At 46.0% G+C, this 16,933-nt stretch carries 14 protein-coding genes and 2 pseudogenes; 13 read left to right on the forward strand and 3 right to left on the reverse strand.

The window, feature by feature from the left end; translation table 11 throughout:
- Nucleotides 1-47: 47 nt before the first annotated feature.
- Nucleotides 48-911, reverse strand: a complete 864-nt coding sequence (locus DW830_RS09435; RefSeq protein WP_233544465.1) for a hypothetical protein — start codon at nucleotides 909-911, stop codon at nucleotides 48-50.
- 191 nt (nucleotides 912-1,102) lie between these two features.
- Between DW830_RS09435 and DW830_RS09440 the strand changes: the two genes are divergently transcribed.
- The 4 genes from DW830_RS09440 (at nucleotide 1,103) to DW830_RS09455 (ending at nucleotide 5,467) form a co-directional block, all read left to right on the forward strand.
- Nucleotides 1,103-1,870 (forward strand): peptidylprolyl isomerase, encoded by a 768-nt coding sequence (locus DW830_RS09440; protein WP_233544466.1) that lies wholly within the window; start codon nucleotides 1,103-1,105, stop codon nucleotides 1,868-1,870.
- 55 nt (nucleotides 1,871-1,925) lie between these two features.
- Entirely contained in the window at nucleotides 1,926-3,134 is a 1,209-nt protein-coding gene (locus DW830_RS09445) for an L-serine ammonia-lyase (RefSeq protein WP_119249703.1), read from the forward strand.
- A gap of 139 nt (nucleotides 3,135-3,273) precedes the next feature.
- The gene (locus DW830_RS09450; RefSeq protein WP_233544467.1) at nucleotides 3,274-4,722 is read left to right on the forward strand and encodes an ABC transporter substrate-binding protein/permease; all 1,449 of its coding nucleotides are present in this window, start codon (nucleotides 3,274-3,276) and stop codon (nucleotides 4,720-4,722) included.
- Nucleotides 4,723-4,726: 4 nt separating this feature from the next.
- Nucleotides 4,727-5,467 carry an amino acid ABC transporter ATP-binding protein gene (locus DW830_RS09455; protein ID WP_119249705.1) on the forward strand — a complete coding sequence of 247 codons (741 nt, stop codon included), beginning with the start codon at nucleotides 4,727-4,729 and terminating at the stop codon, nucleotides 5,465-5,467.
- A gap of 181 nt (nucleotides 5,468-5,648) precedes the next feature.
- Here DW830_RS09455 and DW830_RS09460 read toward each other — a convergent pair.
- Both DW830_RS09460 and DW830_RS09465 read right to left on the reverse strand, forming a co-directional pair.
- Nucleotides 5,649-7,336: pseudogene (locus tag DW830_RS09460) on the reverse strand (SulP family inorganic anion transporter).
- Nucleotides 7,337-7,470: 134 nt separating this feature from the next.
- Nucleotides 7,471-8,013, reverse strand: coding sequence for a hypothetical protein (locus DW830_RS09465; RefSeq protein ID WP_089542521.1), 543 nt, complete (start codon nucleotides 8,011-8,013; stop codon nucleotides 7,471-7,473).
- 646 nt (nucleotides 8,014-8,659) lie between these two features.
- Between DW830_RS09465 and DW830_RS09470 the strand changes: the two genes are divergently transcribed.
- From DW830_RS09470 to DW830_RS09515, 9 genes and pseudogenes are all read left to right on the forward strand, one after another.
- Entirely contained in the window at nucleotides 8,660-10,657 is a 1,998-nt protein-coding gene (locus tag DW830_RS09470) for a hypothetical protein (RefSeq protein WP_119249706.1), read from the forward strand.
- Between the two features lie 116 nt (nucleotides 10,658-10,773).
- A pseudogene (locus DW830_RS09475) lies at nucleotides 10,774-12,688 on the forward strand (polysaccharide biosynthesis protein).
- A 117-nt stretch (nucleotides 12,689-12,805) separates the two neighbouring features.
- Nucleotides 12,806-13,279, forward strand: a complete 474-nt coding sequence (locus tag DW830_RS09480) for a Panacea domain-containing protein (protein ID WP_119249707.1) — start codon at nucleotides 12,806-12,808, stop codon at nucleotides 13,277-13,279.
- Nucleotides 13,276-14,112, forward strand: a complete 837-nt coding sequence (locus DW830_RS09485; protein ID WP_118312483.1) for a hypothetical protein — start codon at nucleotides 13,276-13,278, stop codon at nucleotides 14,110-14,112. Before DW830_RS09480 ends, DW830_RS09485 begins: the two co-directional genes overlap by 4 nt.
- A 390-nt stretch (nucleotides 14,113-14,502) precedes the next feature.
- Entirely contained in the window at nucleotides 14,503-15,096 is a 594-nt protein-coding gene (locus tag DW830_RS09490) for a Panacea domain-containing protein (RefSeq protein ID WP_119249708.1), read from the forward strand.
- Nucleotides 15,087-15,557, forward strand: coding sequence for a hypothetical protein (locus DW830_RS09495; protein ID WP_119249709.1), 471 nt, complete (start codon nucleotides 15,087-15,089; stop codon nucleotides 15,555-15,557). Before DW830_RS09490 ends, DW830_RS09495 begins: the two co-directional genes overlap by 10 nt.
- Nucleotides 15,558-15,710: 153 nt before the next feature.
- On the forward strand, nucleotides 15,711-15,950 hold the full coding sequence (locus tag DW830_RS09500; protein WP_119249710.1) for a hypothetical protein: 240 nt from the start codon (nucleotides 15,711-15,713) through the stop codon (nucleotides 15,948-15,950).
- A gap of 288 nt (nucleotides 15,951-16,238) precedes the next feature.
- Nucleotides 16,239-16,391, forward strand: a complete 153-nt coding sequence (locus DW830_RS09510) for an ABC transporter ATP-binding protein (protein ID WP_089542799.1) — start codon at nucleotides 16,239-16,241, stop codon at nucleotides 16,389-16,391.
- 2 nt (nucleotides 16,392-16,393) lie between these two features.
- Nucleotides 16,394-16,708, forward strand: a complete 315-nt coding sequence (locus DW830_RS09515) for a hypothetical protein (RefSeq protein WP_119249711.1) — start codon at nucleotides 16,394-16,396, stop codon at nucleotides 16,706-16,708.
- Nucleotides 16,709-16,933: the final 225 nt, after the last annotated feature.

Below are 16,933 nucleotides of genomic sequence, written 5' to 3' on the forward strand. Positions count from 1 at the left end.
CAAAATAATAAAGCCAGCGATTTTTCGGTCGCTGGCTTTATTGTTTATCACTTAAGCGGTTCTGATACCGGATAATCATACTGTTTGTAATAGGAAGGAGTCTTTGGGTTATTATACCAGTTTCCTTCTACGCTTACTCCGATGGAGAAGTTCTTGTTGGTGTATCTGACTCCGGCACCTAATACATTGGCACCGGCAGCTCCCATACCATATCCTCCAGGCATCACGCCCATTCCCCAGGCACCGGGATACATACCATATCTGCCATAACCGTAAGGACCATATCCGGCATAACGGTTGTAGATGGAATTGTAGTTGTTGGCAACACTTACCTGTCCATATACGTATGCCTCCCAGTGCTCATTAAACTGAAAGCCCAGAATGCCATACACACCACCATCCCGGAAATTATCGCCTCCGTAATTGATGTTGTTCAGATAGGTACCCAGAGCCATCCACAGCTTATTGTCCTTGGTGAGCGCCGTGAGATACGTAGCATTGATGGTCTGGGTAAAACCGCCCCAGTGTGGCGCATGCTTGCCGAAAGTGGCGAAGACGGAAAGATCTACCGAGAGGTTCAGTCCCTTATGAAGTCCCCAGCCATATCGGTTCCAGCCATATTTGCCCCAGTCTTTTCCCCAATAGTCATAACTGTTTCCCAATTCTCCCGTATTGGTCAGATTCGAGATAGGATTGTTGTAATAATCACTATCCTGCGTATTCTTCACCGGTTTGCCACCATATACCACGGTCTTTCCGTCCTGATATACCGTATCGCCAGGCAACAACCAGTCTTCCCTCGGATTGTCCTGACTGTGCAGAGGTCCGAAGCTCACGTGCTGTGCCTGGGCTTTCATTCCTATCAGAGCGAAGCCCAGGAGAAGAAGATATAATCTTTTTGTTGTCATCATATCAAATCGTTTATGTAGCCTCTTTTTCGAAGCTTTTTATGTTATTCACCAATTTTTGAGCATCATTTTGCCCGTTTCTGTCATTTTGCACGCAAAGATATAAAGAAAGTTTGAGAAAAGCATAACTTTTTAGAATAAAATCATTATCTTTGCAATCAATAACATAAAAAACAGATTTAAGTATTAAGAAAATGAAAAAGATAATAACGATATCTGCCCTCTTGCTGGCTGCTTTTGCTCCTCAGGCAATGGCGCAGGAACAGACTCAGCCAACTCTGCAGACAGCCCGTCCGGCATACGATAACGAGTTGCTCCCTTGGGAGGCACCTCGTGATACCACCTGCCACGAGGTACTGCTGGAAACCACGATGGGCAATATACGTGTGGCTCTTTATAACGATACTCCGCATCATCGCGACAACTTCCTCAAGCTTGTGAACAGCGGATATTACAACGGCTGTATCTTTCAGCGTGTCATCAAGAACTTCATGATTCAGGGCGGTGATTATTCTTGTCGCAAGGTTACTCCCGGAAAGGTGGAGAAGTTTGATGTCAACTATACGGTACCAGCCGAAATCATCTATCCTAAATATTACCACAAGCGCGGTCAGCTCTGTGCAGCCCGTGAGGGGGATGATGAGAATCCAACCAAGGCATCAGCCTCTACCGATTTCTATATCACCTGGGGCAGAAACTTCTCACCCCGACAGATGGAATACTATGTAGAGAAGGAGAAGAGAGAGGGTGCGAAATCCTACGCATTGCCATCCGAGCAGTTGCAGCAGGGTTACATCAAGCATGGTGGAGTGCCTCATCTGGACAATGGATATACCGTGTTCGGCGAGGTGCTGGAAGGTATGGATGTGGTAGATAAGATCCAGAATGTGGCTACCAACAAGGACAACAATGACCGCCCGCTGGAAGACATCGTCATCACCAGAGCCACCCAGGTGAAATAGACTAGCAAGGGGAAAATACCTGAAATGAAAACAATAACATTATAATACGGGAAAAATGAAATCTTTAAAGGAGTTATACCGAATTGGCAAGGGACCATCGAGCAGTCATACGATGGGACCTCAGCGTGCAGCTAAGCTCTTCCTGGAGCGTTGTGCTAACGCTTCGTCCTACGAAGTTACATTGTATGGTGCCCTGGCTGCTACCGGCAAGGGTCACATGACCGATGTGGCTATCGAGGAAGTGCTCAAGAAGCATATTGTGCATATCATTTGGAAGCCTCAGGTCTTCCTGCCTTTCCATCCTAACGGAATGAAGTTTGTGGGCAAGGACCTGAATGGCGACGTGATTGATGAGTGGACTGTATATAGCATCGGTGGCGGTGCCATCTCGGATGGTTCTGAAGGACAGTCGGAGTTGGGCGCTGAAGATGTCTATGACCTGAAGACGATGGCGGAAATCCAGAAATGGTGCTACGACAACGGCCGCTCTTTCTGGGAATACGTGGAGAAATGCGAGGATCCGGATATCTGGGATTATCTCCGCAAGATCTGGGAAACCATGAAGCAGTCTGTCCGCAATGGTCTCAGTCATGAGGGTGTCTTGCCTGGACCGCTGAAACTCCAGCGCAAGGCAGCAGTCTATCATATCAAGGCAAAGGGCTATCGTGCTTCCTTGCAGAGCCGCGGACTGGTTTATTCCTATGCACTGGCGGTGAGTGAGGAGAATGCATCGGGCGGTACCATCGTTACGGCTCCTACCTGTGGTGCCTGTGGTGTGCTTCCTGCCGTACTCTATCACATGCATACCGCCCATGAAATGAGCGAGGACCGCATCCTCCGCGCTTTGGCTACTGCCGGATTGGTGGGTAACATCGTCAAGCACAATGCTTCTATCAGTGGTGCTGATGTGGGTTGCCAGGGTGAGGTAGGTGTAGCCTGTGCGATGGCTTCAGCTGCAGCATGCCAGCTCTTTGGTGGTAGTCCTGCTCAGGTAGAGTATGCTGCCGAAATGGGATTGGAGCATCACCTGGGTATGACCTGCGACCCGGTTTGCGGATTGGTACAGATTCCTTGTATCGAGCGCAATGCCTTTGCGGCTGCCCGTGCCCTGGATGCTGATCTCTACGCTTCCTTCTCGGATGGTCATCACAGCGTATCGTTCGATAGAGTAGTAGAGGTAATGCGACAGACCGGTCACGATCTCCCTTCGCTCTATAAGGAAACCAGCGAGGGCGGTTTGGCTAAAGGCTTTAAAGGAGAATAATCGCCCTGTAAGGGCAGAAGCTTTTTATTAATTAGATGATTTATAATAGATAAAACAATTTAGTTTAAGTACTTTAGTAATAGCAGCCTGTCTTCTTCTGGCTTCCTGCGGCTCGGATTCTTCCGATGCGAAGAAGCAGTTGAAGACGAAGGCTGATTTGCAGGGCGCCGTTATCGGCGTACAGTTAGGTACCACCAGCGACGGCCTTGCCACTGAGTTGGAAAAGAAAGGAGATGGCACCAAGGTAGAACGATACAACAAGGGAGCCGATGCCATTCAGGCACTCCTTCAGGGTAAGATCGACTGTATGGTGACCGATGAGGCACCAGCCAAGGCATTCCAGCGGGTGAATCCTTCTCTCCGCATTCTGCCGGAAACCTTCGATGCCTCCTCTTTCGCCATCTGTGTGGCAAAGGATCATGCCGAGTTGCAGCAGTCCATCAATCATGCCATCCGTATCCTGAAGGCGAATGGTGTCATCGATTCCATCGTCAACCGCCATCTGGAAAGGGGCATTGCCGTGGCTTATACGCCTAAGACTTCGGATGTGAAGAAGGTTGGACCGGAAGCGCTGCAGAAGCTCGGACTGAAGAAGAGTCTCCGCTTTGCCACCAATGCCACCTTCGAACCATTCGAGTACTACCAGGATGGTAAGATTGTGGGTATCGATGTAGATGTGGCGAATGCCATCGGCGATGTGATGGGCGTTGATGTCGAGATTCTTGATATGGAGTTTGATGCCATCATCACTTCCGTACAGGCTGGTAAGGCTGATGCCGGTATCGCCGGTATTACCGTCACCCCGGAGCGTGAGAAGAACATCGGATTCACCGATTCCTACGCCGATGTGCGACAGGTTATCATGGTAAATTCAGAAAATGCAGAAGTGGCTGATTCACAGCATGGATTTCTGGACAAGTTCAAGTCTTGCTTCATTGATGACAACCGCTATCTGTATCTCTTGCTGGGATTGGGCAATACGCTCATCATCACCTTCTTCGCCATCATCCTCTCCGTGATTCTCGGTACGCTGATAGCCATTGTCCGTGCCCGTCACGAACGTCGGGGTGGTTGGCGCATTCCGAATATGCTCTGCCAGTTGTATCTCACCATCATGCGTGGTACACCTACCATGGTGCAGTTGCTCATCATCTATTATGTGGTCTTCGCCTCTGCCGATGTCAACAAGATCCTGGTGGCTGTCATAGCTTTCGGTTTGAACTCTGCGGCATATATTGCCGAGGTCATCCGTTCGGGTATCATGTCGGTAGATGAGGGACAGATGGAAGCGGGTAGAAGTCTCGGTCTTTCTTATGGCAAGACCATGCGACTCATCATCCTGCCACAAGCCTTCAAGAATGTGCTGCCGGCGATGGGTAATGAGCTTATCACCCTGCTTAAGGAGACTTCCATCAGCGGTTACATCGGTCTCGTGGATCTTACCAAGGGTTCCGATATCATCCGCAGCATCACCTACGAGGCAATGATGCCATTGGGTGTGGTTGCCTGCCTGTATCTCATCATCGTCCTCGGACTGAATGCCGGAGTGAGAAAGTTGGAAAAGCGTTTGAGAAAGAGCGAAAGATAATAGAATGGATAAAATGAACGAGATAATCAAGATAGAAGGACTTCGCAAGCGCTTCGGCGACAACGAAGTCCTGAAAGGCATTACCACTTCCATCAAACAGGGCGAAGTGGTTGCCATTATTGGCCCGTCGGGCTGTGGCAAGAGTACCTTCCTGCGTTCCATCAATCTCTTGGAGGAACCTACGGAGGGAAAGATTCTGATCGATGGCATAGACCTTACCTCCTGGGATGTAGATATCAATAAGATGCGTCAGCGGGTGGGTATGGTGTTCCAGCAGTTTAATCTTTTCCCGAACATGACTATCCGCCGCAATATCATGCTGGCACCGGTAGAGTTGGGGAAGATGACCCGTGAAGAGGCGGATGAGAAGGCGACAGAGCTTCTCTCCCGCATCGGATTGCTGGACAAGGCAGACAGTTATCCGGATAGCCTTTCGGGCGGACAGAAGCAGCGTGTAGCCATCGTCCGTGCCCTGGCAATGAATCCGGAGGTTCTTCTTTTCGATGAACCAACTTCTGCGCTCGACCCGGAGATGGTAGGAGAAGTATTGCAGTTGATGAAGGATGTGGCTGCCGAAGGTATGACGATGGTGGTTGTAACCCACGAAATGGGCTTTGCCCGTGAAGTTGCCAATCGTGTGCTCTTCTTCAGTGACGGATATATTACGGAGGATGGTACCCCTGAAGAAGTCTTCAATCATCCGAAGTCTCCAAGACTCCAGGAGTTCCTGGGAAAAGTCCTGTAGGAATTATCCTCCTAGACCGCACAGGTCAAATCTGTGAAAATCCGTGAAATCTGTGGGACTATAATTAACAGGAATGCCTCCGTTTCTTCTGTGTATTCCGATGAATAAAAAATAAAGAATAAAAAAAGATGCATTGCCGAACAATCCGCAATGCATCTTTTTTGTATGATGTCTATAATCATTATTTATTAGCCTCAATGATCTCTTCAGCACGCTTCAGCGCCTTGCTGATATGATCAGTGATGTTCTCCTTGCCGAGCATATTGTAGAAGCCCGCCTTCTCCAACTGGGCGTTTACCTTTTCGCAGACACCGGAGAGAACAACCTGGATATCCTCCTTCTGACTCATCTCGCAGAGGTTGGTGAGGTTGTGGATACCGGTAGAATCCACGAATGGAACCTTACGCATACGGATGACGCGAACCAAAGGACGGTCGCCGAAGGCAGCCATCACTTCCTCAAACTTATTACCTGCTCCGAAGAAGAAAGGACCGTTGATTTCATATACCTCTACACCCTTAGGAATCGTATAGTGCTCCAGGTTGGTAGAAAGGAAGTCATACTCCTTGTTCAGGTCAATCTCGTCCTCTGTGATAGCAGTTACATCGGTAGTCTCGCTCATTCGTTTCATGAAGAGCAGGCAGGCGATGATCAGCCCCACCTCGATGGCAATGGTCAGGTCGAAGATGATGGTCAGGAAGAAGGTAATCAGGAGCACGGTAACGTCGCTCTTAGGATTCTTCATCAGACCCAGGAAGCTTCTCCAGCCACTCATACCATAGGAAACCACAACCAGTACACCAGCCAGACAAGCCATAGGAATATACTTGGCGAGCGGCATCAGGAAGAGGAAGATGAGCAGCAGTACCACTGCGTGGATGATACCAGCGATAGGAGTCTTGCCGCCGTTGTTGATATTGGTCATCGTGCGGGCGATGGCGCCGGTAGCAGGAATACCGCCGAAGAGTGGGGAAGCGATGTTCGCCAGACCCTGGGCGATCAACTCAGTATTAGAGTCGTGGTGGTCGCTGATTACACCGTCGGCAACGGTAGCAGAGAGCAGACTCTCGATGGCACCGAGGATGGCGATGGTGATGGCAGGAGATACCAGACTCTTGATGGTCTCCCAGTTCATCTCAGGAACCTGGGCAGCAGGCAACTCGTTGCTGATAGAGAAACGGTCGCCGATGGTCTCGATGCTCTCTACGCCGGCAAACTGCTTGAGCAGCAGCGCCACAACGGTCATCAGGATGATGGCGATGAGCGATCCCGGAATCTTCTTGCTGAACTTAGGAGTGATGGCGATGACCACCACGCTCACCACACCGATGAGGGCACACCAAGGTCGATGGTGTCGAAACTCTGGAAATAAACACCCCATTTCTCCAGGAAGTCAGAAGGATTAGAAGCCAATGTCAAACCGAAGAGATCCTTGATCTGTGTGGTGAAGATGGTTACGGCGATACCGCTGGTGAAACCTACCACGATAGGATAAGGGATGTACTTGATGATGGTACCGAGTCGGAGCAGTCCGAAGAGCACCAGGAAGAGACCTGCCATCAGCGTTGCGATGGTCAATCCCTCGAATCCATACTTCTGGATGATGCCGTAGATGATGACGATGAATGCTCCTGTAGGTCCACCGATCTGCACCTTGCTTCCGCCGAAGATGGAGATGATGAGACCCGCTACGATGGCTGTAATGATACCCTTTTCGGGTGTCACGCCAGAAGCGATACCGAATGCGATGGCCAGAGGCAGGGCTACGATACCAACGATGATACCTGCCATGAGGTCAGACATGAATGTTTTCTTGTTATAACTCTTCAAACAAGAAAACAAACTCGACTTAATTGCTATTGCCTTCATTTAAAAAGTTTTGTTATATGAATTAATGTATTTTTTGCTTCGTTATCCGAAAAACGACTGCAAAGGTACAACTATTATTTCATATAACAAAATCTTTTTTAAACTTTCTTAATGTTTTTGAACCGCAAAGGGCTTTACTGCAGCTGTGTCATGTGATAACCCAGTCTTTTCAGCTCCATGGCAGCGCCCATCAGATACATTTGATGTAAAGCTGCAATGAAACCACGGAAAGCTGCCTCAGTACCAGGCTCATATCCCTGATGAATGAGCAGGGTATAGGTGCGTGCGGCACACTCTGCTACGATGGTAGAAGTAGCCTTGTGCTCGTTCTCGTCGAGCAGCAGAACCTGGTCGAGAATATAGTCGTCCATGTGGTCGAAATCAATGCGGTCTCTGAGGTATTCATAAAGATTATCTACCTTGCCATACAGTTCCCAGTCCTCGTCCCAGTATTTGGCGATGGCCATGCCCACGAACATAATCCATCCCAGAGCCACGGTAGGGTATTTGCTGAACTCGCGCATGGCATCAGGCAGATAGCTTTCGCCAATCTTCGCCCACTGCTCCTCGATGTCTGGAGCATCCGGAAGCTGCTCGTCAACACGCTGTCTGCCAGTAAGGTACATACTCAGATCCTGCTTGAAGATCTCTTCTATTCTTTTGCTTTTATTTTCCATATTATTTAATGTTTATTTTGTCTCTAACTGTCATTGAAGGTACAAAGGTAAAACAAAAAACTCAGATAATGCCCGATTTTTACAAGTTTTAATGCTTTCCCCTTCCGAGAGATAACTCAGCGTAATCTGATGGATAGTTTTCTTTATTTTTCAAAGAATCATTCCGGAATATGCTTAATTCTTTAGTAGATAGTAAGTTGTAATACTCCGTTAGATGATGTTCCTTGAATAAAATGCAAAAACTCTGAAATATTCGCTAAAATTTTAACACATTATATTTGGTCAGATACATTATTTTTTGTACTTTTGCATCAGATTCTGCATCTCTTAGTAAGAGGTCAACAGAAATCTCGAATTAAGAAATAGATAAAATGGCTTTCTAAGGCGCAATCAATATGAATAATATGTTGCAGTACCCTAGCTACGCTGTATCAGTGATGCAGCCAGCAGAAAGACATAAAAGTGTTGACGATTAGTGGAAGTTAGTCTATTGGTTTTCAATGCTGTGATACATGTCACAACCCCTTATAGTCTGGGAAGAGTCATCTTTTCAGGGGAAGCAGAGCTATATACTTTCCACAATATCGATTAATGAATTTTAGCATTTTACCTATGCCAGTATTAACAGTCAATCATTTCATCAGATATGTGGTTTATAGTACAGACCGATGTGTCCGGAGAGAATAAATCCATTGAATTCTTAAAGGAACATTACCCGGAAGTCATCTCCGACTATTACTTTCCTTTGGGTAGGAAGACCATTCCTGCCGAAGATGGTAGCGAGAAGGTGCGTTTCGTACCCATCCTTTCAGGTCTCTTCTTTATCCGGATAGAAAATAAGAAAGCACTGGAGCGCATCCTTTCCCATAACGGCTATTTCCAGTATCAGGGCTATGACTTTGATATCAAAACCAGGGAAACGGTAGAGCGTACCTTCTTTGCCAAGGCTCGACTGCTCTGCGCAGATAGAGAGAATTACTCCCTGGACGAGATTATCGACCTCGCCCGCATCCCGAATGCGGATATGGAGCGCTTCATCTATTATAATGAGCAGATAGCTGAAAATATCCAGGGATTGAGCATCGTAGATAAGCGGTATGATGATCTCATCCTCGAGAATGATACCATCCGCATCCTCAACGGACCGTTGAAGGGTTGGGTAGGCGTGGTGAAGCAGATCAAGAAGAATGGCAAGAAAGACCGCCACCTTCTGGTACGTTTCGGAAACAACCGCTGCCTCAACATCTCCAATATCCGCCAGTATGATATCCGGGTAGAACACGAGGCAACCCGGGGAGCCAAGTCGGAAGCGGTAGGCGTATGGCGTGCCATCGACCAGCTCATCGGTTATCTCCAGTTCCGGTATCCGGCAGAAAATGCTGCAGCCACCCTGCGTCGTCTCTTTGAGGATTACCAGAAGAAACTGACCTGCCATCGTGGCTGCCATCAGACAGACAAGGCATATAGCATTAAGAAATCAACATTAGAAGCAGCCCAGAAGAAGGAAGTGCTCGATCATATCGACGAGGCGATGCATCCCAACTTCCGCATCCTCGCCGGTTATTTCAAGACCGATAATGCTACTATCCGTGAAGGATTGAAGGAACTCATCCCCGATGTCCTGCTCCGTCCTTTTCTTACGCCAAGTACCGACATTCCGATTCCGCAGGATCAGGAATATACCGTGTTTCAGCATAATGGTATCGTTGAGCTGGTTATCCGCTGCCATCTGCAGGAATACTTCAGGGGTGAGAATTATGAGGCAGATAAATACAATCCCGTCTTCGATGAGGATTATGAGTATGATGCCCATATCGCCCTGTTGCCGACAGATGAGGGTAAGGTGAAGGCAATCACCTCATGGGGTGCTTTCTACGACCGGTATGCCATGCTCGATGAGGAAGATCACCGGAAGTTCCTCCTCGATCTGGAAACCAAGAAGTATCCTCGTCTCCTGCGTCTGCTTACTCAGGGCAGATACAGATTTGAGAAAGTCCATCAGATAGGAGGTTTCTCTCTCGATATGGATATTCCTTATACGGAGGATATCCAGGAGATGGCACGGCAGGCAGTTGGTCAGCTTCAGGCATCCGGTGAAGAACCGGGCTTCTTGTCCCAGACCACGGCAGCTGCCGTAGAGATGTGGCAAGGCGCCCGACTCCTGATGTGGCGTCAGTTGCTTCAGCGTTATGTCCTCCTCCATAAGGTACCGGTAGCAGATCTTCCAAGTGTCATTGTCTCCGACACAGGGTTGGAGGAGAAGTTCAAGCTTCAGGAGGGTAAGCTCCAGATAGGAGAGGTTGCCCAGGCTCTTCTGGAACGCCAGCAGCAGATTACTGCCTATCTGGAAAAAGGACAGTTGCAGCAGGCAGCCATCCGCTTCCTGGCAATGACGAAGGTCATCTCCGTCCATTTTGCCAAGGATGAGCTTTACAACTATATCACAGACGACTTCAATCCCAATGACACCTGTACATCGCTTTTTGACACGATAGTTCAGAAAACAGGAAAACACAGGAATGTAGTCAACTATCTGTATAAGGGAATGGTAGAGCTGCAGCAGGAAGATGCATGGACGTATTTCAAATACCCATCCTTCCTCAAGAAAGCAAAAGATGTGTATAATAAGATAAGAACTCACTAGATAATAGTGATCTTTATAATAACAAGAAAAAATATAAGTTTATGAGTCAGCAGAATAATCAGCAGAATAATCAGAACGAACCAAACAAGACACTTTCAAATGGGATGCTGCACAAGATGAAAGTATCCCTCTTTGTCAACCGATTGACAAACTGGTATTTCTCTAAGAACGCCCTCCCATATTGGTGTATCCTGGCATTGGATAGCCTTGCAATCCTCTTTGCAGGAATTGTCGCTACTTATATAGCAGAAGGTGGGGATGCTCTGGCAGATCATTTCTGGGGTTATTTCTTCACATTCGTGTGCACCCTTCCTCTCTTCATGGTAGGAATGCGAATATTCCATACCTATTCGGGCATCATGCGCTATTCTTCGTTTGTCGATCTGATGCGTATCTCCGCTGCCCTGATCTTGGGATATGCCTTCAATAGTCTCCTTCTTCTGGTATTGCCGGATGATTACATCTATAAGATTTCGTTAGAGGGTATCATCGTGATGCTCTTCATCTCGATGTGTGAGATGTGGACGATGCGTATCCTCGTTAAATATATGTATGATTCCACCTTTGCCGTAGATATCCGTACTCCTGTATTTATCCTGGGGGTTCGCCAGGGTGGTATTGCTCTGGCTAAGTCTATGCGCAATGACCACCCATCCCAGTATGTCGTCAAGGGCTTTACTACCATCGAGGAAGATGTGGTAGGTAGATATCTGTTGGGTTGCGAGGTGTATCCATACGATGAGAAGCTCATCTCAGTTATGCATAATATGAATGTCAAGACCCTCTTTGTCAGCCCGCTGGTCACAGATCAGTTCCTGGAGATGCAGGATATGATAGACAAGCTTACCGCTGCCGGCATCAAGATTATGATGATGCCAAAGGCACAGTGGTGGGGCGGCAAGTCAAACATCCGTCACCAGATGATGCGTGAGGTGGATATCGAAGATCTCCTGCCACGAGATAAGATTGAGGTAGATATGGATGCTATCGGCAAGCTCCTCAGCGGCCGCACCATTCTCATTACAGGTGCAGCCGGAAGTATCGGTTCCGAGATGGTGAAGCAGATTGCCGTTTACCATCCAGCCCGTCTGGTTCTGGTTGATGCGGCAGAGACTCCTATGCACGATGTCCGTCTCTTCATGAGCAAGAACTATGCGGATATCCCATGCCAGACCATTGTTACCAGCATCACCAATGCTACCCGTATGGAGCATATCTTCTCAGCCTATCATCCAGACTATGTATTCCATGCAGCAGCCTATAAGCACGTGCCGATGATGGAGGACAATCCTTCAGAAGCCGTACAGAATAATATATATGGTACGCGCGTGATAGCCGATATGGCAGTGAAGTATGGTACCAAGAAGTTTGTGATGATTTCTACCGACAAGGCTGTAAACCCTACCAATGTGATGGGATGCAGCAAGCGAATCTGCGAGATCTACTGCCAGTCGTTGAACAAGGCGATAGTAGATGGCAAGGTCAAGGGAGTCACCCAGTTTGTCACCACCCGTTTTGGTAATGTCTTGGGCAGCAACGGTTCAGTTATTCCGATCTTCAAGAAGCAGATAGCGATGGGTGGTCCTATCACCGTCACCCATCCAGACATCATCCGTTTCTTCATGCTCATTCCTGAGGCATGTAAGTTGGTATTGGAGGCAGGCACCATGGGTAAGGGAGGCGAGATCTCGTCTTCGATATGGGCAAGCCGGTCCGCATCGCCGATTTGGCAAAGCGTATGATAGCCTCTCGGGTGTAGATGGCATCGACATCAAATACGTAGGATTGCGAGATGGCGAGAAGCTCTACGAGGAAGTCCTGAACGACAAGGAGGCAACCGTACCAACCCATCATCCAAAGATCATGGTAGCCAAGGTTCGTGAGTATCCATACGAGTTGGCGCGCCAGAACGAGCAGGAACTCTACGACCTCTCCTTCACCTACGATGATATGGCAGTAGTGAAGAAGATGAAGCAGATTGTTCCAGAGTACAAGAGCCAGCACTCGAAGTACGCCCAGCTTGATGCATAGCGGTTCCGAGCACCGGAGGGCGGTTACATTCCGAGAACAATATTAAGGTGTAATGGTTATGGCAATAGCTTCATTTTCTTAGAAAAAATCTATTGTCTTTAAAAGAAAGGAATTATTATGGTTGATGCAATTAAGATAGCATCTTATATCAGTCAGCGTTACGAGTATCAGTATGGTGCTCGTATTGACGAGATGAAGTTGCAAATTCTTCTTTATTTTATGCAGCGTGAGAGTATAGTTCGGACAGAGAGTCCTCTGTTTGAATCAATATTTTATGCTCATTCATTTGGACCATATCTTCCCGAAGTTCATGCCGCTTACGTTTCTGATTCGTTGCATGATATTCTGCCGTCAAGCTTTCTTGAAGAATATAGGCCCGTTTTCGATAGTGTTTTCGAGCTGCTATCAACAAAGAAAACAAGAAGTTTATGCAATCTTGTCCATGGCGAAGATTCTTGGAAGCACGCCATGATGAAAGGTGAGGGTACTCCAATGGATATCCAAGACATCAAAAAAGATGCCACCCGTTTCCGGATAAGACGTTTCTTGTTAAGCAACTTGGAGCAATTCCATAAACCGATTTACGTATGAAGATAACTGAATCACAATTGGATTTGCTAAGGAGTTTAAAGTGTGAGCGGCTCTCGTCAAATCCTGCAAATTTCTCTTTGATAGATGATTTCTACAATTCTCGTAACAATAGTCTTGTAGATACCTTGCAAGGAGATGCCTATGATGATGATGAGAATAATCGTATTGCTTATTATATAGTGAAAAGTGATAAGGATGAAATCCTTTTCTTCTTTTCACTAAAATGTGGTTTGCTTTATGATGAATTCATTGAAGGTGATCGCTTGAAAGAGATACAATCCTTTTATGACACGATACTCCGTTTAAGTTTGGATGAGACCCAATCTGCAGAAAACAAGAAGGCTATAGCCTCTATTCTAGAAAGTGTTCGTTCAAAGAAGGGTATTAAGAAGGAGGATGTGGCAAGAGTTTTACATTTATCGGTTGATTCCGAAGAATTCACTAAAATATTCGGCAAGAATCTAAAGAATGTAGGCAAGACATTTCCTGGTGTTGAGTTGGTTCATTTTTGTGCGAATGATGCTCATCGTGATGTTTGGGATGGATATGATTTCCCTCAGAATATGGGAACCACTATATTTTGGTATTTCATAGTACCTAAGATAAAGGAACTATTGAAAATTGTAGGTTGTGAATATGTTTTCTTATTTGCAGCCGACTTGACACCTTATGAAGAATTAGTTCGCTATTATTCTGATCAGTTGAAGTTTGAGAAGGCAGATGAGCATTGTGTCGCCATTCCGATGTATGATTTCACCTGTCAATTTATGAGTCAGAAGACTTCTGAATTAGATGAGAAAAGGAAACAATTCTTTGAAGATTTTAATGAGTAGTTATCCCATCCTCGGAGGTATAATCATATAGCAAGTCATCCCTCTGCGGTCCCATCCCGCAAAACTTGGCGCAGACCTCTGATGGTCCGCCAACCCAAGAGCGTAGCGGTTCCGAGCACCGAGTAGGGCGGTTTTCCTCTTCTTCCCTGAGGGGAGAAGACCGAGATGAGAGGTGGAGCCTTCCTTAACGGTAAGGAAGGACGGGTAGGTTTTCGAACAAATAGCACCGAGTAGGGCGGTTACATCCCTTGCCCCTGAGGGGCGAGGGCTTGGGAGTGAGGTGGAGCTCTCCTTGCAGGAGAGACGGAGAGGTAGAAAATCCATCTTCTTTAACGGTAAAGAAGGCGGGATGATTTCCAACAATATTGTAATAATATATAAGGAGAAGTGATGAAGACAATAGATCAGATATTAAAGATAAAGGCAGTAGTGCTTTATATACTGAAAGCATTTCCAGAAGGCGTAGATTATATTCACCTCTTCAAGGTAATGTATTTTGCCCAGCAAAATCAGTTGAAAGAGTATGGCCTGCCCATTATTTATGATACGTTTGTAGCGAGAAAGCATGGACCAGTACCAGCTTTAACCTACAAGGTATTGCGAGGAATAGAAGGGAAAGCAGACCTTTCTTCACCAGAGTTGAAAGATTTTGCAGATTCTTTGAATATAGCTATCTCACAAGATGGTCATCAACTCATTTTTGCAGCGAATACTGCTGAATGCGATATGGATGAGTTATCCAGAGCCGATGTGAAGATGCTTGATAAATGGATAGAAAGATGTAAGAATATCAATTCCTTTGATTTGTCCGACAGGTCCCACGAGGACAAAGCATGGAAAAGGGCAAAACGCCTGTCAGACAAAACTGGCGAGGACACCAAAATTACCATGTACGATATGGCAGAAGCTGCTGGAGCCACCAAAGCTATGCTATGTGTGATTCGTGATCGTCAATCTGTTCAAAAAGCATTGGCATGGACTTAAGGGAATTACAGAAATCCTATCTTGATAATCTTCGTAAGGTTACTGAGGAGAAACTAGAAATCGGATCATTGATCCGAACAGTTATTTCTATAGACGAGGGCCTAGTCTTTAAGGATGGAAGAAAACAGAAACCAAAGAAGTTGGTAATTATCGGAGTAGATAAAGTGGAAAAAATCTGTTATGGTTCTGTTTTGGTTAATACCAAAATGAGTCCAAAGGCAGCTTATTCCGCTTCTTTCCTTTCTGCTCAATATCTTCTTCATCAAACAGATTATCCTGAGTTCCTGAAGTATGATAGTTTCGTAGATTGCGGTATGCTCTTTTCTATTCCTGTAAAGAAGTTGATGGAAGGAGAGTATTTTGGGTGTTTATCAACAGAAGATCTCTCTGGAATCTTTGAGGTTCTTAGGTCGACCGAGACTCTTACTAATAAAGTAAAAAAGAGATTTGGCATCCTTTGAAGAATTTCAAAGCAAAAACCTTAAAAAAAGTTGTAAGGGGGGCGTAAAGACCATTGAAGGTATGTTTTCGAGAACAATATTAAGGTGTAATGGTTATGGCAATAGCTTCATTTTCTTAGAAAAAATCTATTGTCTTTTAAAAGAAATAAGAATATGGCACAGTTAACATTACAAATAGATAGTCCATCTTTATTGGAGCAATTAAAGAGCGTTCTTTCCTTGATGAAAGGGGTCAAAATCATAGCAGACAATCCATTATCTAAAAGTATAGCTCTGGAGGAAATTCCAAATGCTGAAACTTTGGCAGCAATGAAAGAGGCTGAGAGCGGACACGATGCTGGTGTCGTTCGAGTAGATAGCCTAGAGAGTTTCATGGCATCTTTGGAAGAATAGAAGTTATGAAAGAAATTCGAAAGACTTAGATATGGTATGGCTTACGCAAGCTCAGATGGTGGAACTCTTTGGTTCTATTAAAGCTAATATTAGTGGCCACATTACCAATATTTATCAGAAAGGAGAATTGGTGCAGTCTGCAACTGTTCGGAAATTCCGAACAGTTAGAAAGAGGCAATCCTTCACCCTGCAAACGATACACAATAACTTTTTTCAAAAAACATTTGGTGGTATCATTGAAAAAGTATATCTTTGCACACAAAGTATAATTAATAAGGAGATTACGTTATGAACATAGAAGAAAAAAAAGCAGATTTTATGCGTCGCTTCAAGGCTTCTAGGGAGCGAAAGGCTGAATACATAGCACAAATGGAAAAGCGTATGCGTGATGACTATCGCCGCAGAACCGGTAAGGAAGCAGAATCATTTTGTGTGTTGTAAGAATGAAAAAATTAGATTTAGTCAAGATTAATAGTTGTGCACCATATGCAGTGAAAGAAGATACGCAAGAAGGTGCATATACCTTTATCGCAGATTCAGGAGCTGAGTTTTCAATCGGCTTTATGCCTGATGATTTGATTCAATCCGATAAGTATCGTAATCGATACACAAAGGTGACATCTACTTTGTTAGATGAATATGGAATAGACAATGTGGCTTCTGTAATTATCAGAAACGACAATCCTAATCTTGGTAAAGTATTGGCAGAATTTGGAGAAACGATAGAAATGTTTAGCCATAAGCCAAGTATAGGTTAATTAATGCATTTTTCCTCATTCGAGTGGCGACAAGTACAGAGCGATACTGCAATGAGGACCTATTCTGGCGGTCTTAATCTGCAAGCCGTCCCCCAGCGGTCCCAGCCCGCAAAATCTGGCGCAGACCTCTGATGGTCCGCCAACCCAAGAGCGTAGCGGTTCCGAGCACCGAGTAGGGCGGTTTTCCTCTTCTTCCCTGAGGGGAGAAGACCGAGATGAGAGGTG

Origin of the sequence: Prevotella sp. AM34-19LB (assembly GCF_003468525.1) — a bacterium.
Classification (GTDB): domain Bacteria; phylum Bacteroidota; class Bacteroidia; order Bacteroidales; family Bacteroidaceae; genus Prevotella.